At 40.3% G+C, this 18,148-nt stretch carries 18 protein-coding genes; 14 read left to right on the plus strand and 4 right to left on the minus strand.

Features of this window, described 5'->3' with window-relative positions:
- Nucleotides 1–89: 89 nt before the first annotated feature.
- From NH454_RS05110 to NH454_RS05150, 9 genes are all read left to right on the plus strand, one after another.
- The gene (locus tag NH454_RS05110; protein WP_138557606.1) at nucleotides 90–1,136 is read left to right on the plus strand and encodes an NAD(P)-dependent alcohol dehydrogenase; all 1,047 of its coding nucleotides are present in this window, start codon (nucleotides 90–92) and stop codon (nucleotides 1,134–1,136) included.
- A gap of 207 nt (nucleotides 1,137–1,343) precedes the next feature.
- Complete coding sequence (locus NH454_RS05115; protein ID WP_138557605.1) at nucleotides 1,344–1,715, plus strand: hypothetical protein; 372 nt, start codon at nucleotides 1,344–1,346, stop codon at nucleotides 1,713–1,715.
- A gap of 73 nt (nucleotides 1,716–1,788) precedes the next feature.
- Nucleotides 1,789–3,600 carry a protein translocase subunit SecD gene (gene secD, locus NH454_RS05120; RefSeq protein WP_253038412.1) on the plus strand — a complete coding sequence of 604 codons (1,812 nt, stop codon included), beginning with the start codon at nucleotides 1,789–1,791 and terminating at the stop codon, nucleotides 3,598–3,600.
- The gene (gene secF, locus NH454_RS05125; RefSeq protein ID WP_138557603.1) at nucleotides 3,597–4,517 is read left to right on the plus strand and encodes a protein translocase subunit SecF; all 921 of its coding nucleotides are present in this window, start codon (nucleotides 3,597–3,599) and stop codon (nucleotides 4,515–4,517) included. The genes secD and secF overlap by 4 nt, the downstream gene beginning before the upstream one ends.
- Nucleotides 4,518–4,593: 76 nt before the next feature.
- Nucleotides 4,594–5,070, plus strand: coding sequence for a GreA/GreB family elongation factor (locus NH454_RS05130; protein ID WP_138557602.1), 477 nt, complete (start codon nucleotides 4,594–4,596; stop codon nucleotides 5,068–5,070).
- Between the two features lie 242 nt (nucleotides 5,071–5,312).
- Nucleotides 5,313–6,707: a RimK family protein gene (locus NH454_RS05135; protein WP_138557601.1), complete on the plus strand. Its 1,395-nt coding sequence runs from the start codon at nucleotides 5,313–5,315 to the stop codon at nucleotides 6,705–6,707.
- A complete protein-coding gene (locus NH454_RS05140) occupies nucleotides 6,707–7,810 on the plus strand; it encodes a GNAT family N-acetyltransferase/peptidase C39 family protein (RefSeq protein WP_138557600.1) in 1,104 nt (367 codons plus the stop codon). Before NH454_RS05135 ends, NH454_RS05140 begins: the two co-directional genes overlap by 1 nt.
- A gap of 30 nt (nucleotides 7,811–7,840) precedes the next feature.
- On the plus strand, nucleotides 7,841–8,335 hold the full coding sequence (locus tag NH454_RS05145) for an MgtC/SapB family protein (protein WP_235382727.1): 495 nt from the start codon (nucleotides 7,841–7,843) through the stop codon (nucleotides 8,333–8,335).
- A 26-nt stretch (nucleotides 8,336–8,361) separates the two neighbouring features.
- Nucleotides 8,362–8,805, plus strand: a complete 444-nt coding sequence (locus tag NH454_RS05150; protein WP_253038413.1) for a GNAT family N-acetyltransferase — start codon at nucleotides 8,362–8,364, stop codon at nucleotides 8,803–8,805.
- On the opposite strand, the gene NH454_RS05155 is transcribed toward NH454_RS05150, so the two are convergent.
- From NH454_RS05155 to NH454_RS05165, 3 genes are all read right to left on the minus strand, one after another.
- The gene (locus tag NH454_RS05155; protein WP_253038414.1) at nucleotides 8,782–9,681 is read right to left on the minus strand and encodes a S41 family peptidase; all 900 of its coding nucleotides are present in this window, start codon (nucleotides 9,679–9,681) and stop codon (nucleotides 8,782–8,784) included. The two genes, NH454_RS05150 and NH454_RS05155, sit on opposite strands and share 24 nt — an antisense overlap.
- Before the next feature lie 20 nt (nucleotides 9,682–9,701).
- Nucleotides 9,702–10,838 (minus strand): GAF domain-containing sensor histidine kinase, encoded by a 1,137-nt coding sequence (locus NH454_RS05160; protein WP_253038416.1) that lies wholly within the window; start codon nucleotides 10,836–10,838, stop codon nucleotides 9,702–9,704.
- Nucleotides 10,839–11,020: 182 nt separating this feature from the next.
- The gene (locus NH454_RS05165) at nucleotides 11,021–12,031 is read right to left on the minus strand and encodes a helix-turn-helix domain-containing protein (RefSeq protein WP_235382730.1); all 1,011 of its coding nucleotides are present in this window, start codon (nucleotides 12,029–12,031) and stop codon (nucleotides 11,021–11,023) included.
- Nucleotides 12,032–12,158: 127 nt separating this feature from the next.
- Between NH454_RS05165 and NH454_RS05170 the strand changes: the two genes are divergently transcribed.
- Nucleotides 12,159–14,057 (plus strand): beta-ketoacyl synthase, encoded by a 1,899-nt coding sequence (locus NH454_RS05170; RefSeq protein WP_235382731.1) that lies wholly within the window; start codon nucleotides 12,159–12,161, stop codon nucleotides 14,055–14,057.
- Nucleotides 14,058–14,159: 102 nt separating this feature from the next.
- A complete protein-coding gene (locus tag NH454_RS05175; protein ID WP_253038418.1) occupies nucleotides 14,160–15,236 on the plus strand; it encodes an energy transducer TonB in 1,077 nt (358 codons plus the stop codon).
- Between the two features lie 4 nt (nucleotides 15,237–15,240).
- On the opposite strand, the gene NH454_RS05180 is transcribed toward NH454_RS05175, so the two are convergent.
- Nucleotides 15,241–15,657 (minus strand): MgtC/SapB family protein, encoded by a 417-nt coding sequence (locus NH454_RS05180; protein ID WP_135924881.1) that lies wholly within the window; start codon nucleotides 15,655–15,657, stop codon nucleotides 15,241–15,243.
- 227 nt (nucleotides 15,658–15,884) lie between these two features.
- On the opposite strand from NH454_RS05180, the gene NH454_RS05185 reads away from it, so the two are divergent.
- The 3 genes from NH454_RS05185 (at nucleotide 15,885) to NH454_RS05195 (ending at nucleotide 18,147) form a co-directional block, all read left to right on the plus strand.
- Nucleotides 15,885–17,375 (plus strand): BCCT family transporter, encoded by a 1,491-nt coding sequence (locus NH454_RS05185; protein ID WP_249930215.1) that lies wholly within the window; start codon nucleotides 15,885–15,887, stop codon nucleotides 17,373–17,375.
- A 132-nt stretch (nucleotides 17,376–17,507) separates the two neighbouring features.
- Entirely contained in the window at nucleotides 17,508–17,849 is a 342-nt protein-coding gene (locus tag NH454_RS05190) for a hypothetical protein (protein WP_135924878.1), read from the plus strand.
- Nucleotides 17,839–18,147: a hypothetical protein gene (locus NH454_RS05195; RefSeq protein ID WP_135924876.1), complete on the plus strand. Its 309-nt coding sequence runs from the start codon at nucleotides 17,839–17,841 to the stop codon at nucleotides 18,145–18,147. Before NH454_RS05190 ends, NH454_RS05195 begins: the two co-directional genes overlap by 11 nt.
- Nucleotide 18,148: the final 1 nt, after the last annotated feature.

Raw genomic sequence — 18,148 nt, forward strand, 5'->3', positions numbered from 1 at the left:
TTACCTCTATACTGAGTGCAGTATACACCAGCGCATTAGCAAATTTGTTAATTGCATGAGTTAAACACGAAGAAAATTAAGGAGTAAGCATGAAAACCGTCGGTTATGCAGCACATGATTCTGAAAAACCATTAGAGCCGTATCATTTTGAACGCCGTGCACTTCGTGATGAAGATGTATCAATTGAAATTCTTTATTGTGGCGTGTGCCATTCAGACTTGCACACCGCAGAAAACGACTGGGGCTGGACTCAATACCCAGTCGTGCCAGGCCATGAAATCGTTGGTCGCGTCCTTGAAGTAGGCAGCGGCGTTACTAAATACAAAGTGGGCGATAATGTTGCTGTAGGTTGTATGGTTGATAGCTGTTTAAGCTGTGACCAATGTCATCACGGTGAAGAGCAGTTTTGTCGTGAAGGTATGGTAGGGACTTACTCAGGACAAGATCGCATTAGCGGTGAACTCACTCAAGGTGGCTATTCAAAACACATTGTGGTGCGTGAAGAATTTGTACTGAGCGTGCCTGAAGGCTTAGACCTTGCTAAATGTGCACCAATTTTATGTGCGGGTATCACAACGTATTCGCCATTACGTACCTGGAATGTCGGCCCAGGTAGCCGTGTTGGTGTGATTGGTTTAGGTGGTTTAGGCCACATGGCGATTAAAATCGCAGCTGCAATGGGCGCACATGTTACGGCAATTAGCCGTAGTGATAAGAAAAAACAGCAGGTTTTATCTTATGGCGCAAAAGATTTATTGGTATCAAGCGATGAAGCTGCCATGCAAGCGCATGCTAATCAATTTGATGTGATCATTAATACCATTCCGGTAAAACACGACTTTACGCCGTATATCCCGCTTTTAGATATTGATGGGACTCAAGTATTGGTTGGTCAAGTAGGTGCGCTTGCTGAGTCTAATTCAGTGCCGTTATTAATGGGGCGTCGCCGTGTTGCAGGCTCATTGATTGGCGGTATTGCGCAAACTCAAGAAATCCTCGACTTCTGTGCACTACATAATATTTTGCCTGAAGTTGAAATGATCAAAATGGAGCAAATTAATGACGCATTCGATAAATTAAAGCAAGGTGATATGGCCTCACGCTTTGTTATCGACATGTCATCATTAGAGGTTTAACTCGTTTAATAAAGTTAAATTACTAAGCGGGCCAAAATGGGCTCGCTTTTATTTTAGTTATTTTTATTTAAGTAATACCTTGTGTTTTATTTTTTTACCCTCATTATAGCCATGTTATCCGCTTAATTTATTGGTCAGTTCTTGTTACGGTTTTTCTCAGTCATTATCTTGCTATTTACTGTGTTCTTTAGTGCACAGAGCATGGCTATGCCTGATACTCACTCACACTTTGCTGCGACTAAATTGTTCCAAGTCGAGCTGACTAAAACCCCAGTTATTTCCCAAACTCATACAGCAGAACACCACAAACCGGTAGAACCATCGGGGTTTGATACCCTTGTGCCGCGTTTAACTGCCAGTAATTCATCATTGTTTCTTTATCATAGTCAGGTTGACCCTGATTACGAGCTATTAATAGAATTCTTTGCTGAAGATTGGGGGAAAGAGCACTTTCTAGCGCCGCCAGGGGCTGTGCGTGAGATCCCATGGTTTGCCTTAGCAACCCAGCGTAAATCCCGCATTAGTGGCTGGAAAGACGCTAATCTTTTGTACAAAGCCAACACGACCTACCATAACTAAACGACTTCCTTCGTTACTTTTGTATTTTTGGAGTTAATTTTTACCGGCTGACAATGCCGGAAGGAAGTCATGTATGTCACATAAATCAAAGCCGGCGCTATGGCGTCGTCTAAAAATGAGTTATGTCGCTATGATAGCGGCGTGTATTTTACTAGCGGTAAGCGCATTACCTAATCTTTATCCTAATAAATCTTGGTTGCACATTAGCTTGCCAGATCAAACTGTGACGCTGCAAAGTGTGACAACTTCTCTAAACCAACATGGTTTTGAAGTGACTGAAGCCAATGATAGCCAAGCACAACTGGCTATTTTATTAAGCGAGCCAACCCAAAGTGCCAATGCGCTGAGTTTTATCAAAACACAATATCCACAGTTAGACGCTAAAATTGTTGAGCATGCGACAAGCCCACAGTGGCTTCAGCAGCTTGGTCTTTCACCAATTAAGTTAGGACTCGACTTAAATGGTGGGGTGTTATTTGTGCTTGATGTTGACTTAGATAAAGCAATGCAAGAGCACTTAAGCAGTGTGTATCAACAAACTAAATTGGCGCTTCGTAAAGATAAAATTCGTGGTATTCGGGCAAGTGAAGTAAAAGGAGGGGTTGAGCTACAAATTTTACCAAGCTCCGAGGAGCAACTCGCAGGGCTCGTCTCAACGTTACAAGGTCAATTCAAAGGCCTGATGCAAACTAAATCAACCACTAATAACCTAACCACGGTATTACTGCATTTTAATGAGCAAAGCCAAAGCGAATTCAATAAACAAGTTATGGCGCAAAGCTTAACAACCCTGCGTGGTCGTATTGAAGAGCTTGGCATCACAGAAGCGGTAACGCAACGACAAGGTAAGCAGCGCATTCGCATCGAGTTACCCGGTGTGCAAGACCCATCTGAAGCTAAGCGTATTATTGGTGCAACAGCGACCCTCGATTTTTATCAGGTCGTCGAAGTAGGTGGTAAAGCGTTTAATGTGCAAGGCGGTGGCGTTGTTAATTTAAATCCTATAGCGATTTTTTCAGGTGATCACATCAATAATGCCAGTGTTGGTAAAGATGAGTGGGGCAAGCCTTTAGTTCAGCTCAGTTTAGACTCGCAAGGTGGTGATGCGATGTCTGCTTTTTCGAAGCACAACATTGGTAAGCCAATGGCCACTGTGTATTCTGAATACTCACGGGGTGAAAATGGCGAAGTTGTGAAAAAAAGCGAAGTGATCAATGTGGCAAACATTGCTCAGCACTTAAGCTCTCGTTTTAGCATTACCAATATGAAAAGCCCACAAGCTGCTTACGATTTAGCGCTTCTATTACGTGCAGGGTCGCTCACAGCACCAGTGACCATTGTACAAGAGCAAACCATAGGCCCAAGCTTAGGCAGTGAAAACATTGAGCATGGCTTAGCTGCGTTAATGCTGGGTATCGGTATTACCCTTGCATTTATGGCGCTTTGGTATCGTCGCTTAGGGCTGATTGCCAATATTGCTTTGCTACTAAATTTAACTGCTTTAGTTGGTTTAATGTCGTTATTGCCGGGCGTTGTACTGACCTTACCGGGCATTGCAGGTCTTGTTCTGACGATAGGTATGGCTGTTGATACGAATGTGATTATCTTTGAGCGAATAAAAGAAGAGAAACGCAAGGGTCGACCTACATATCAAGCGATTGAGCAAGGTTATAACCAAGCATTTACGACCATTTTTGATGCCAATGTAACAACCATGATCACGGCGATTATTTTATATGCCATAGGTTATGGGCCTGTGAAAGGCTTTGCCATCACGTTAGCGCTCGGCCTATTAACTAGCGTATTTACTGGCGTTTACATTTCAAAAGCGCTTAGCCAAACACTGTACATTAAACTAACCAATTTAACGGGGGCAAAAGCATGAGTTGGTCTACTTTAACTGCCGCGAGTAAAGCGCGCGTTTTAGGGCTATTGCTAAGTTGTATTTTAGTCATCGCGAGCTTGGGTGTTTTATCTGTTAAGGGGCTTAACTTTGGCCTTGATTTTACAGGTGGCTACATTACTGAAATTAATACAACGTCAGTCACCACAATTACTGATTTAAAAGCAAAGTTAAGCTCTGAGGCTGCGAGCAAATTAACCATCACTAAAGCGGGTGAATATCACTTTGTTTTAAGAGAAGCGCCAGAGGTGAGTAAAGCCAGTACTTGGCAAGCAGAGCTGAATGAACAAGGCGTCGACTATAGCGTATTATCTAGCTCATTTTTAGGCTCACAAGTGGGTGATGAGCTTTTTGAACAGGGCTGTTTAGCTTTATTTGCAGCGCTGATTGCAATTATGGTTTATCTTGCCGTGCGCTTTGAATGGCGACTCGCAGTAGGTTCAGTGGTTGCACTGTTACATGATTTAACTTTAGTGCTTGGTTTGTTTTCTTTGCTAGGGCTTGAGTTTAATTTAACCGTGCTGGCGAGTTTACTGGCTATTATTGGTTATTCATTAAATGACTCAATTATTGTTGGCGACAGAGTCAGAGAGCTTTTACGTATTCAGCCAGACAATCAACGCATAAATACCCATGTTGTGATTAATGATGCAATTGGCTCTACGTTAACGCGTACATTGATCACCTCAGGCACAACACTTGCGACCATTGCCTGTATTTGGCTGCTTGCAGGGGCTGCATTAACGGGTTTTGCTATCGCGTTATTTGTGGGCATTGTGGTGGGGACATTCTCATCGATTTGTATCGCCGCGACCTTGCCGCAGTTATTGGGGTTAAGTTCAGAAAATTACACCCAAACACTGGATGATAAAACCAAAGCCTATATGGAGATGCCGTAAGTCAGTTTTATAACTTACTTTCATCAGCCGCTATTTTTCCATAGAATAGCGGCTTTTCTGTTTTAACTGCTTTGATATGAATAAAACACACGTAATTGAACATTTACGCTTTGCGCTTGAGGCACAACTGCAAAACGCTAAAGAAGCGGCAAAAGCGGCCCATGATGCAGCAACTCACGAAGAAAGTGTTGCTGAAACTCAATACGATACCTTGGGTTTAGAGGCTGCATACTTAGCGCAAGGGCAAGCTGAGCGAGTTAATGAGTGCTACCGTGATATTCAGGCATTCAATACGGTGTTTAAAGAAAGCGAATTTAATAAGGTTCGTGAAGGTGCATTAGTGTGTCTTATCGATGAGCAAGATAACGCAAAGTGGTTCTTTATGGGTCCAAGTGCTGGTGGCTTAGTGGTCACCGTAAAAGAGCAACCGATTTATGTTGTAACCCGAGAAGCGCCGTTAGGTAAGCAACTGATTGGCAAGCAAATTAATGATGAAGTAACACTGACTATTGCAGGAAATAAGCAGTTTTACAACATTACTGAAATACTCTGATCTAGAAAATTTATTAATCAATAAATTTCATCTTAAGGTAAAAAATAACTCGTTGGTCACAAAGCTAAAAACCCTCTATAAATCACATCAAGCTTAATGCTTATACCAATACGCTTAATTACACAATTATTGTGAATTGGTATTCCAAGCACCCATCTAGTTAAGTGAAGTTTAGCCTCATGCGTTCACTTAATTGGTTGGGTGTTTTCATTTTTTTCATAAGACTTAATTTAGGAAAAGTCGTGTTTAAAACCTTGATTGTGGTTGATAACAATGAGCAACGTATTGCTCAAAATTTCGAAAATGTCATTACCTTTGACACCTACTTACGTGATTACCCAAAACATAATGAGCCAAAAACGCGCATTTTAAACTTGTGTGATACAGGGCAGTATTTAAGTAAAGGTTATTATTGTTCTTTGCTTGCTGAAGCGAGAAAGCATCAGGTATTACCGAGTGTAAAAACAATTAATGCGCTCCGTAGCGATGAGCACAGCACGCGTCATAAAGAGCTCGCTGGTGGCACTGTCTTTTTTGGTCACACAGATAAAGAGCAGCAAAGTAAAGCAACCAAAGCATTATTCTCACAATATCCTGCGCCTATTTTGGTGTGTGATGAGCAAGGTGTTGTAAAACAAGGCACAATTGCATCATTAGATGACACTGGCTTTACAGAGTTTGTAAAACAACTCAGTAGCTTTACCGAGTCTGTGTGGCGCATTCACGATAAAAAACGTCGTTACCGTTGGGATATGGCTATATTGGTTGATCACCAAGAAAAAGTGCCGCCAAGTGATAAAGATGCCATTGCTAAATTTATTAAAGCAGCCGCTAAACATGGTATTTATGCTCAAGCACTGACATTTGATGAAATTACCAATATTGCACAATTTGATGCGCTATTTATTCGTCAAACAACGGCTATCGACCATCCAACTTATCGCTTAGCAAGTAAAGCACAAAGCTTAGGCTTAGTGGTCATTGATGATGCAGAGTCAATATTGCGTTGTTGTAATAAAGTGTATTTACACGATGCCTTTAATTATCAAAAAGTGCCGAGTTTAAAAACTCATGTTGTGGCTGATACAAACGAAGAGACAATTGAAAGTTTAGAAGCAAACTTTAGCTACCCACTGGTATTAAAAATGCCAGAAGGCTCTTTCTCTAAAGGTGTATTTAAAGTTGCTAATCGTGATGAGTTAGTTGCTAAGTTAACTGAGCTGTTTGAGTTCAGTGCACTTGTGCTAGCGCAAGAGTATATGTACACCGAATATGATTGGCGTGTCGGGGTGTTAAATGGCCGTGCAATTTATGCATGTCGTTATTTAATGGCGCGTAATCACTGGCAAATTTACAACCATGATGCAAAACGCTTTTTCTCAGGTGGTTTTGAAACCTTGCCAACATTTGAACTACCTAAAGTGGTACTTGATGCAGCATTAAAAGCCTGTAAAACGGTGGGTAAAGGTTTGTATGGCGTTGATGTTAAAGAGCATCAAGGTAAAGCATACGTGTTAGAAGTGAATGACAACCCGAGTATCGACCATAAAGTCGAAGATGCTTATTTAGGTGATGAGCTTTATATGATCATTATGGATGAGTTTAAACAACGCCTAGAAGCACGAGGCCGCGGTTAATGAACGCATCTGTTTGCCAAATCCGTTTTGCTCAGGCAACGGATTTGGCGGCCCTTGTAGCGATTGAAGAACAAAGCTTTAGTCAAGATAGGTTAAGTAGCCGTAGTTTAAAACGCTGGATCAGCGCAACGCATGGTTTACTGATGGTGGCAGAGGTAGATAACCAACTCGTTGGTTATGGTTTAGTGTGGTGTCACAAAGGGACGCGCCTCGCTCGGTTATATTCACTGGCTGTTTTACAATCTCAGCAAGGCAAAGGCATTGCCTCAAAGATACTGCTTGCGCTTGAAAACGAAACGGCTAAACGTGGCCGTTTATACATGCGTTTAGAAGTTGCGGTAAACAACCATTCAGCAATTCGCTTATATGAAAAACTGGGTTATCAGGTATTTGGTCATTACAGTGATTATTATGATGACCATAGTGATGCCCATCGAATGCAAAAAAACATTCGTCGTAATATCGAATTTAATGCCGATAAACACACGCCTTGGTATCAGCAAACAACCGAGTTTACCTGTGGTCCTGCGGCGCTATTAATGGCAATGTCATCCTTGAATGATACCGCAATGAGCCAACTCAAAGAGCTGGATATATGGCGTGAAGCGACGACTATTTTCATGACATCAGGGCATGGCGGTTGCCATCCTCTAGGGTTAGCACTTGCGGCAATGAAGCGAGGTTTTAAAGCTGATGTTGTTTTAAATACCCGTGATACTTTGTTTATTGACGGGGTGAGAAGCGAAAAGAAAAAAGCCATTTTGCATACCGTACACAATCAGTTTGTGGCTGAAGCAATCGCTGCAAAACTGCCTGTGAGGTATCAAGAGTTAACCTTGGCCTCCATTGAAGATTGGCTTGCTGAGGGTAAAGCGGTGGTGTTATTGATCAGCACCTATCGATTTGATGGAAAAAAATCACCGCATTGGGTGTGTGTAACCCATATTGATGAGCACTGCTTGTATGTTCATGATCCATTCTGTGAAAACGAAAAGCAATTGGCGATTGACTGTCAGCATGTGCCAATAGCCAAAGCCGATTTTAGCAAAATGGCGAGTTTTGGTTCATCACGACTCAGCACTGCGATGGCCTTTTATTTATAATTTTGATTGTTAGTTTGATTTGGAAGTAAAGTGACACTGAGTAGTTTATTTGATATTGCCCCTTATTCTTGGTCAGCAATTGGTAGCGCCGCTTTTTGCGGCGCAATTATTGGTATGGAGCGCCAATTACGCGGCAAACCTGTTGGTATACGTACCTCAGCACTCATTGTGTTGGGTACCTATTTATTTCTTGCTACTGCATTTATGTTACATGGCGATGTGATAGACCATTCACGTGTAGTGGGGCAAATTATCACCGGTATTGGCTTTTTAGGTGCCGGAGTAATGCTTGCAAAAGATGGCGCGGTTGTCGGAGTAACATCCGCTGCAACGATCTGGGTGCTAGCCTCTATTGGTGTTGTGATTGCCACTGATAACTTGTTAGCTGCAATTAAACTTTCAGTATTAGTGGTCGTTATTTTGTATGGCGTTGATGTACTCGAAGCTAAATTTAAAAGTTTAGGTCGCGGTGTACATGCGCGTGTAAAACGCTATTCAAAGTTGTATTATCGAAAAGAAAAGTGAAACAAGAAATTAGAGTGGAATAATCCATGGAACCTTGCTACACAATAAAGCCTGCTAATCTACAAGATTTACTGCTCGTGGATAGTCAAATCCCTGAGTTTGATGGTAAAAATACGCTCGGTAAGTTACAAGCAAGGATAGCAGGTGTTGAGTATTTAATTTTAGTAGCCTTTATCGATAATGAGCCTGTGGCCTACAAACTGGGTTATGCATTAGATTCAAATACTTTCTATAGCTGGCTTGGCGCAGTAGCGCCAAAGTGCAGAGGAAAGGGCATTGCACAGGCATTATTAAACGCACAAGAAACATGGGTTCAAGAGCACAATTACCGAGCTATTAAAGTTAAGTCGATGAACCGTTTTCCTGCAATGCTGAGTATGCTGATTAAAAATAGTTATGCAATAGTGGGTTATGAAGACAGAGGCTGCCCACAAGCTAGCAAAATTTTATTCTCCAAAGTCTTTGATTAGCCTAATAAATTCTAGACTACTCATACTCGGTGTGATGCCATTTTTAAACGTTTGACCATGAATATTGGCCATCTCGCCTGTTGTTAAAACAAGAATACTTCCGTCACTGAGCTCAAACGGAGTATTGACGGTAGCTAAGCCACACGTTTTCTCGCCAACGAGTGTTACATTTTCAAGCGATGATAGGCCAATTGCTAAAGCTTCAGCAGAACTTGCGACACTAGAATCAATCAAAACATAAATCCCAATAGGCTGATGTTTTAAATGATAGGTATCTGGTTGGAAATTGATTTTTTGTAGCGAGCTTTCATGGGCTATTCCATCTTTAAAACCAAATCTAGTAATGCTTCCAGATGACAAATGGAATTCACCTAATGTCTGTGTAGCGTCGAAAAAAGGGGAAAGTGCTTGTAACATAGGCCACATATTGCCGCCGCTATTTTTTCTTAAATCAATAATCCAGTATCGAGAGTTCTCGTTGTCTTGAGATCTTATCTTATTGATTGAATTACTAACATATTGAGATTTCTCTTTCGTGGTCGTTGAGCCAATACTGGAAATTTTTAGATAAGAAAATTTACCTTTTTGAAAATTCAGCTTAATTTTACTGTTATTAACACAGCGTTTTTTTGCACTAAACAAAGTTGTATTTAAACCTTTAACTTTTAGGTAAGAGTGTGGCTCATTAAGTGATTTTATGAGTGATTTTAGGTTTAAGTTACCATATTCGAGATAAGCTGCTTTATTAGCATAATCAGTTTTATGGATAAAATGTAGGTCAATTAACTGCTTTACTTCTTGATAATTTGGTTCTGCAAATAAAGTTAAACTGCAAAAAGAAATATGGGCTAAAAGGCACCATTTGAAAATAGTCATTTTCTGCAATTTACTACTCACTATTTTGGCAGGCTTAATAAAAAGTGTACTCCCTCGTTGCTATCTATTACTGAGATATTACCTTGTAGTTGCTGCGTTACAATTTTTTTAGCAATACTAAGACCTAACCCCATTCCTGTATGGTTGTTTTTTCCTTTATAGAAAGGTGTAAAAATAGCGTTGATCTGATCATCTTCGATTCCGATGCCATTGTCAGTGTAATGAATTTTCAATATACCATTGTAATCTTGCATATCAATTTTGATTCGTGGTTTTTCAACGCCTAAAAATGCGTGCTCCATAGAGTTTTGTAGCAAGATAAACAGCACTTGTTTTAGTAAATCTATTTCAATTTCACATTCTGACTTGGAAGGCGAGTAACTAACCTCAAGCTTGGCATTCGTATCTTTAAGTGGTTGTGTTAAATGGTTAGTTAATGTATCAGCTAATTGTTTGAGGCTAAAGGGAGACTTTGATGATTGAGCTTTTGTGTATAGCAAGTCTTGTAAAATACGTATTTTATGGGCACAGGTGGTGAGGTTCCGTGTTAATAACTCATTAGTATTAGCCATTGTTTCAAGAGCCTTATATAAAGCTTTTTGGCCTAAACTTTTATTTTCAAGACTTTGCTGCGTGTTAGTAATTGATAAATTAGCCACATCAACTGCGGTTATGCAATTACCGAGTGGGGTGTTGAGTTCATGGGCAATCCCTCTTATTAGAGTAGCCAACTCCTCGAACTGTAGTTGTTCAAATGCTTGTTTTTGCTGATGAAGTAATTTTAGTTGGGCTTCAAAACTATGCTTGATGGTTTCAAGTAATTTAATAACAGGTTCACTGTAACTATGCGGTTTATTATCTAAAATACATATCGTACCAAAAGGGGTCGCATCGCCGGCTGATATAGGTAACCCCAAGTAAGAAATCATATTTAACTTTATATCTGGGTTATCTTTCCAATTTTCATCAACCAGTGCGTTAGATATTGATAATAGCTTTTGCGTTTTTATGACATGCTCGCAATATAGGCCAGAGCCATCTAAGTTTTCACAATCACCGATGTTATAAGGATTTTCTAGATGATCATTTTTTGAAAAAACACTGATAACGTTGTCTTCAACTTTCATAATTAAAGCAACGGGCACTTTTGCAAACATCGCTAAAACCTCAAGGGTTTTATTCCAACTTTGTACTAATTCATTATAATCAGGTTGATACATTATTTCCGACTCAGAGAAAAAATTACTGCTATCTGAAAGCTTAGTTACAAATTTAATTTCGGCAAATTAATGCTTGACTTAAATGAAATTTTCAAAAATTTCTGAGTTTATCTTACTCGTTATCCGAATAACTTACGTCGCACAACTGTCCTGTATTCACTAGGGGTTTGTGATAGTACTTTCTTAAATACCCGTGTTAAATGACCTTGGTCGTTATACCCGACTTCAAGGGCGACTTCTTGAATCGATAAGTTTGAAGAGGCGAGTAATTCTTTTGCTGTTTGCACGCGAAGTTGTTGCCAGTATTCAATGGGGGTTTGGCTGGTGGCTTGGCGAAAGCGTCGAGTAAAGGTGCGATAGCTAAGGTTGAATTGTGCTGCAATCTCTTGCAAAGATAACTCTGATGTTAGGTTGTTTTTTAACCAAAACTGTATTTGAGCAATGAGTTCATCAGGATGCTTATCGACAGCTCCCTCGAGATAACGTTGATCTTCATATGGCTTACGGATTTCATGGGAAAAATTACGCTCAACATGTTGTGCAGCTTCTCGGCCGTAATATTGACTAATAATATGCACAATAACATCGGCAAGCGCATTTAAACTCGCAACTGTGTACATGCGCTCAGATTGCGTGATAAAAAAGTCAGGCTTGAGCTGGACTTTAGGGTAGTCACGTTTAAATTGCTCTGCGTAATGCCAGTGAGTGGTAGCAGGGTGACCATCCAGTAATCCTGCTTCTGCAACTAAACAATTACCTGTGCCTACACCAATAATATGACTTCCTTGCTGCCATGAATCCTTTAACCATTGCACTAATTTTTTTTGTTTATTGACGACAGGACGCGGATTGCGCCAGATGCCAGGTACAATTATTAAATCACTTGTAGGGGCGGTGACTGTTTCACAGTCAGGTATGATTGCCAGCCCCGTTCTGTTGGGTATAGGCGCCAAGTTACTGGCTACTAAGTTGATATTTAGAGGGCAAAACTGTTGAGACTGATGATGGCTTTTGGCAAATGCTTCGCCAGCCCTCAACATCTCAATTGGTAGCGTGAGGCTGGTAATTAATAAATGGGGATAAACCAAGATACTGATTTCGGTGGCTTTAGTTTGTTGAAGTTTTGTCACTTTAATTGCTCCGACCAGTTGTTTTTGGCATTTCATGCATAATATTTGGCTATTTAAGCATAAAGAAGCGTTGGTAATCCATTTAAACTTAAGCGAATTATCGTAACACGTTTTCTCAAGGTAAATTATGACAGCATTACCCGTTATTGTTGGTATGGGTGGTATTAATGCCGCTGGCCGCACTTCTTTTCATCAAGGTTATCGTCGTATCGTGTTAGACAGCTTGGACGCAAAAGCCCGTCAGGAGACATTTTTAGGCTTAGCGACTTTAATGAATTTAGTTACATTGACAGACGGTGTTTTAAAAGATGCAAATGGTAATACCGTCAATGAAGCAGATATTGAAACACAATTTGGCGAGCAAATTTTAGCTGGCACACTTATTCGTAAAATTGAAAAAAATCACTTCGATGTAGATGCAACGCCATGGCAGCAAAAAATGACGTTAACAGCGTCTGATGAACAACAGATTGTTTTTGAAACGCGTCGTCGTGATTTACCATCTCCAGTGCCAGCAAGTTGGCAGGTCGAAGACCTTAGTGATAAAAAAGTGAAAGTCACTATTAGTGCTGATCTTGCTATCAAGCATGACAGCACGCGTGATAATCCAATTAAAGCGGCAGGTCAATTACCGACAGGTTTTGAACCTTCAGCTATGTATAACAGCCGTTATCAACCAAGGGGCTTACAAGCAACTATTTTTGCCGCAACCGATGCTATTCGTTCAACAGGTCTGCCGTGGCAGCAGGTAATGAACAGTGTTGAGCCTGATCAAATTGGTACATACTCAGCTTCTGTGGCAGGTCAAGTTGATGATGAGGGTTTTGGTGGATTGATACGTGCGCGTCAACAGGGCGATCGCGTAAGTACTAAACAGCTTGCACTTGGCTTAAACACCATGTCGACTGACTTTATCAATGCCTATGTAACAGGTAATGTGGGTACAACTTTTACCACATCAGGCGCGTGCGCCACGTTTTTATATAACCTGCGTGCCGCAGTAAACGATATTCAAGCGGGTCGTACACGAGTAGCTATCGTAGCGTCTGTTGAGTGTGCTATTACGCCAGAAATCGTTGAAGGTTTTGGTAATATGAGTGCACTTGCAAATGAAGAAGGTTTAAAGCGTCTTGATAATACTGATGTGGTTGATCATCGCCGCACAAGTCGTCCATTCGGTGAAAACTGTGGCTTTACTATTGGTGAAGGTGCACAGGTTGCAATTTTAATGGATGATGCACTGGCATTAGAGTTAGGTGCTGATGTGTTAGGCAGCGTTGCTGATGTGTTTGTCAATGCAGATGGTATTAAAAAATCAATCACAGCGCCGGGTCCTGGTAACTATATTACAATGGCTAAATCTGTTGCATTGGCGAGCAGTATTGTTGGTCAAGAAGCGGTACAAAAAAGAAGCTTTATTTTGGCACATGGCTCGAGCACGCCACAAAATCGCGTAACAGAATCATTAATTTATCATAAAGTAGCACAGACATTTGCGATTGATAATTGGAAGGTTGCAGCACCTAAGGCGTATGTGGGTCATACTATAGCGCCAGCTAGTGGAGATCAGTTAGCTATGGCGTTAGGTGTGTTCAGTCATAATATTATGCCGGGTATCACGACAATCGATAAAGTGGCGGATGACGTTTATAGCGAGCATTTAGATATTCGTACTCAACATTACCAATGCGATGCAATGGACATTGCATTTATTAACTCTAAAGGATTTGGTGGTAATAACGCAACGGCAACAGTACTTTCACCAACAATCACATTAAAAATGCTAGCAAAGCGTCATGGTGATGCGGTTATGGCGCAATATCAAGACCGTCATACTCAAGTTGCACAAGCCCAAGCTGACTACCAAAAACAGGCTGATTTAGGTCATTATGAGCTTATATATCGTTTTGGTGATGGACTAATTGACGAAAATGACATTGAAATTTGTGAAGATTCAATGACAATCCCTGGTTTTGATAAGAAGATTTTGTTAACAAAATCAAACCCATACCAGGATATGTTTTAAGATCAAGACATGTTTAAGCACATTCTTGACAGCAAGGCGCTTTTAAAGCGCCTTTTTTAGTGCTATAAATGTTCCTATCTAAGGGAATAGGAGCAATTACTCATGATCAAACTTACTAAATTTGCTGTACTTTGTTCACTAATCGGATTACCAACACATACTTTAGCACGAGACGTTAATGACTTAGGTATTGACGTACAAGCTGCTACATCGGCCTATATCGTTAAAAATCAAAATCCGCGTTTTGCTGGTAGCTACAATGGCTCTCGATTAGAAGGGTGGGCGTTAATGTCGTATGTAGTTGACACACAAGGTAAAGCGAAAGACATTGAAGTGATCATGGCCTCCGATACCCGTGGTAGTGAAGAAAACGCAGAGAAATATTTAACTAATTTAGAGTTTGCACCAGCCACTAAAGAGGGTAAAACAGTTGAAGGTGGGTATCTATTTTCATTTGAAGTAGGGAAATATTTTAACGGTTACTCAAATGATAAAGCGAGCCGTGGTTTTATTAATGAATACGATGAAATTAATAAAATGCTGCAAGCCAAAGAGTTTAAAAAAGCTGAGCAGGCATTGGCTAAGTTATATAAAGATCACACCAAAAACACCTCTGAGCAGGCGTTATTTGCTTGGTTAAAAAGTCAATATTATTACTACCAACAGCAATGGTTTGGCTTTGATGAGCAATTGTCGATAGCCTATTTATTGCGAGCAAAATTACCAACAGATATTCAGTATTTAGTCGCTAAAAGTGCTCTGCAGTGGTATAGCTTTAAGGGCGATTTTAACCTCGCTTACAATGCTATTTATGCACTTGATAATATCGAAGGTAAAGAATTCTCAGAAGAAAACAAACTTGCTACAATTAAGCAAATTGATGACTTGTTAGCCCGCACACCGCAAATCAATTCACAAATTAGTGTTTCAAAAGATAAGCTGTCTTATTTATCTTTGTCTCGCGGTTCTATCAAGATAGAGGGCGCAAGTGATGTATCTAAATTACAGATCCGTTGTGCTGATCAAGTCATTGATCTTGAAGCCAGTGAGTTAGTTAACTATGTCATTGATGAGCAAAGTAGACGCTGCGGTTTATTAGTTAAATCTGCAAACCCAGCTGAAATTAAAGTTAAACAAACCGGGTATGCCATTGTTAACTCTAAATACGATGCTAGTTAGCTGTTTACTTTAAGCGTTTAACATACCTTAGCGTTACGAAATTAATTAATGCCATTAAAAAGGCAATTTCGTAGCGACTGAATGCCACAGCTATGCCAATAAGTCCCATATTCCAAATACTGGCTGCTGTGGCTGTTCCATAAGTTGAATTTTTGTTCTTCAAAATGGCACCGCCACCGATAAAGCCAATACCTGTGATAATCCCTTCTAGTACTTTTGATTCTGCCTCTGAGCTTGTTAATACAGACATGCCTACTAATGCATAACCACAAGATGCAACGGCTACTAACGGAAAAGTTCGAAGACCAGCGCCATTACTGGTTTTTTCACGGTCAAATGCCATGGGCAAGGCAAGTAAATATGCAATCCCTAAGTGAATTAAATTATCGAGAATTTCATACCAATCAAAATTAAAGTCCATACTTAGCTCCTTGCGATGTTAATTTTGACTGAGCTGCAATTTCAATACCCGATCAACAAATTTAATAAAATGAGGAAACTAGGGACATGTAGCCGGGTTTTAAAAAGTAAGGCTTGGTATAATTTGCGCTTTTTACGCATTGCTATGTCATTTTTTCAGTCTTTTGGCTGTTTGAATTTCAGCCATGCTAACAGTATGCTAATCACGCTGAATAAATAGGCTTCACTTTGAAACATTCCACCTCACCTCTTGAAAAGACCGCGCTTGCACTGTGTATGTTTGGTGCTCTCATTGCTGTTATATTGCCGGACATTATCACTGAGCAAGTACAACCGTTTGTACAAATGGTTTTAAAGTGGATAGGTAGTAGCTTTTTCTTGATGATCAATTTTTTATTGTTTGCCATCATAATATTAGCCGTAAGTCCATTAGGAAGCCGCAAAGTTGGTGGCGAACATGCTGTTGTCGAGTATTCAAACTTTGGTTGGTTTGCTATGCTGTTTGCTGCTGGAATGGGCTCAGGGTTGGTTTTTTGGGGTGTAGCAGAGCCTGCATTACACTCCCTTGACCCACCACTTAAACAAAGCTTATACCCAGACAGACTAGCAAGTAGCTTGGCTTTAACCTTGGTCAATTGGGGAGCTCATGCTTGGGCTCTTTATGCAGTCTTTGCATTAGTTCTTGGCGGGTTAACACAGTACAGTGGTAAGTCAGGAGATATATGTGCTCCTGTTTTAACGGCACTTGGCAACCGGTTTGATAGGTCTGCAAAATATACAGTCTCGTTTATTGTAAAATTAACTGCGGTGCTCTCGATATTTTTTGGTGTAGTGGGGACCATAGCAAATTCAACTTTACTGATCAGTAAAGGTGTTGAGATCGAGTTGGGTGTTACTTCAACATTATTAGTTGGGTCTTTAATCGTTTGTTTGTTAGCAGTTATTTATTCTCTGTCGGTTAAGTTTGGTTTACGTCGCGGTGTGCAATCACTGAGCATATTTAATGTGCTTTTGGCATTTAGTTTGCTCGTTTGGTTGCTAATAGTGGTGCCGATTGCGCCTATTATTAAAATTGCATTAGATGGAACCGGCTACTATTTACAGTTACTTGCGACCGGCACTTGGCAATTTGATAGCCAATTAAAAACACCAGATTGGGCCAATCATTGGACATATAACTACTACTTTTGGTGGTTAGCGTGGGGACCATTCGTCGGCGTGTTTCTAGCCAAAATTAGTCAGGGGCGTAAGGTTTGGCAATTTATTATGGCGGTTGTGTGCATTCCAACTTTAGTCACAATTATCTGGTTTGCGACTTTTTCAGGCGCAGCGATTGAATGGGATAGACTCAATCAAGCAGGCATTTTAGCTGCAATTAGACAAGATTACAGCCAAGGCCTATTTGTATTTTTTCATCAATTAGGTTGGCAAGGGACCGTGTTTATTTGGTCAAGTTTGTTATTACTATTGGTATTTGTGGCAACCTCAGCTGACTCTGCAATTTTAGTGATAAGAGAGCTTGTTGGAGCGAAAAATAATCGTGTGACCCTCTACGCATGGTGTTTTGCTTTATTTATATGCAGCTTTTCATTATTGCTGTTACAAGATGAGCCCTTAAATCGTAGCGTTGCAATTTTAGGCGCTTTACCTTTCTTACTAATATTTTTATTGCAGCTGGTTGGTTTTTTAAAAGAGTTTATTCGCGATATTTGTGATTAATACCAACCCAAGAACAATTACCTCAAAGTAGATCACTTAATTAAGCGAGTTGGTATCACTACATTTTCTTACAGTAAAATTAAGCGTTTGCTATTATGCTCATAAAATAAGCTTAAGTGTATTGGAGGACCCATGCTTAAATCTTTGTATGTGCTTCTATCTATTAGTTTACTAAGTGGCTGTACTGTAATTGGCTTAGTGGCAGATGGTATTGGTGGCCGCTCTAGCCAAGCACAACCTGCAACAGCCAATTCAGCCCCAAAAGAAAACAACCGTGTGAACTACGGAATGACCATGACGATGATAGGTTACGAAATCGATAAAGCTATTGTTGAAGGGCTAGAGAATGGCAGCAAAGACAAAGATGTTGAGCTTAAATGTCGTCAAATAAGTCGTACAGTAAAAGAGTGTGTTGAGGTTCAAGCTGAACCGAAAAAAAAACCTACATTAATGGATAGCTTCAATGAAGATTAACATTTCGAGACTCGTTATTTGCTTAGTAAGTTATCAATTAGTGGGTTGTACTGTGGCTGGTTCATTAGTAGATGGCTATGCAAAAAACTCACAACCAACAAACCTTGCAACTACAAATGCAAATCATGCTAAGACTACAATAAAAGATCCCGAGGGTTTCTCATTCGCAAAGCTAGGTTTTGAAATTGACAGTGCTGTGATTGGCTTATTAAAACCGAAAGACAAAGAACCGCAACTGGTTTGCAGGCAAATCAGTCAAAGTATCAAAGAGTGTGAGGAAATAAAGCCCTCACACTAGT

Origin of the sequence: Pseudoalteromonas sp. Ps84H-4, from assembly GCF_024124645.1 — a bacterium.
GTDB classification, from domain to species: Bacteria; Pseudomonadota; Gammaproteobacteria; order Enterobacterales; family Alteromonadaceae; genus Pseudoalteromonas; species Pseudoalteromonas lipolytica_C.

Coding starts and splice junctions, on each gene's coding strand:
- NH454_RS05110 (WP_138557606.1), top strand. CDS start 90: ATGAAAACCGTCGGTTATGCAGCACATGATTCTGAAAAACCATTAGAG.
- NH454_RS05115 (WP_138557605.1), top strand. CDS start 1,344: ATGCCTGATACTCACTCACACTTTGCTGCGACTAAATTGTTCCAAGTC.
- secD (WP_253038412.1), top strand. CDS start 1,789: ATGTCACATAAATCAAAGCCGGCGCTATGGCGTCGTCTAAAAATGAGT.
- secF (WP_138557603.1), top strand. CDS start 3,597: ATGAGTTGGTCTACTTTAACTGCCGCGAGTAAAGCGCGCGTTTTAGGG.
- NH454_RS05130 (WP_138557602.1), top strand. CDS start 4,594: ATGAATAAAACACACGTAATTGAACATTTACGCTTTGCGCTTGAGGCA.
- NH454_RS05140 (WP_138557600.1), top strand. CDS start 6,707: ATGAACGCATCTGTTTGCCAAATCCGTTTTGCTCAGGCAACGGATTTG.
- NH454_RS05150 (WP_253038413.1), top strand. CDS start 8,362: ATGGAACCTTGCTACACAATAAAGCCTGCTAATCTACAAGATTTACTG.
- NH454_RS05155 (WP_253038414.1), bottom strand. CDS start 9,681: ATGACTATTTTCAAATGGTGCCTTTTAGCCCATATTTCTTTTTGCAGT.
- NH454_RS05160 (WP_253038416.1), bottom strand. CDS start 10,838: ATGTTTGCAAAAGTGCCCGTTGCTTTAATTATGAAAGTTGAAGACAAC.
- NH454_RS05170 (WP_235382731.1), top strand. CDS start 12,159: ATGACAGCATTACCCGTTATTGTTGGTATGGGTGGTATTAATGCCGCT.
- NH454_RS05175 (WP_253038418.1), top strand. CDS start 14,160: ATGATCAAACTTACTAAATTTGCTGTACTTTGTTCACTAATCGGATTA.
- NH454_RS05180 (WP_135924881.1), bottom strand. CDS start 15,657: ATGGACTTTAATTTTGATTGGTATGAAATTCTCGATAATTTAATTCAC.
- NH454_RS05190 (WP_135924878.1), top strand. CDS start 17,508: ATGCTTAAATCTTTGTATGTGCTTCTATCTATTAGTTTACTAAGTGGC.
- NH454_RS05195 (WP_135924876.1), top strand. CDS start 17,839: ATGAAGATTAACATTTCGAGACTCGTTATTTGCTTAGTAAGTTATCAA.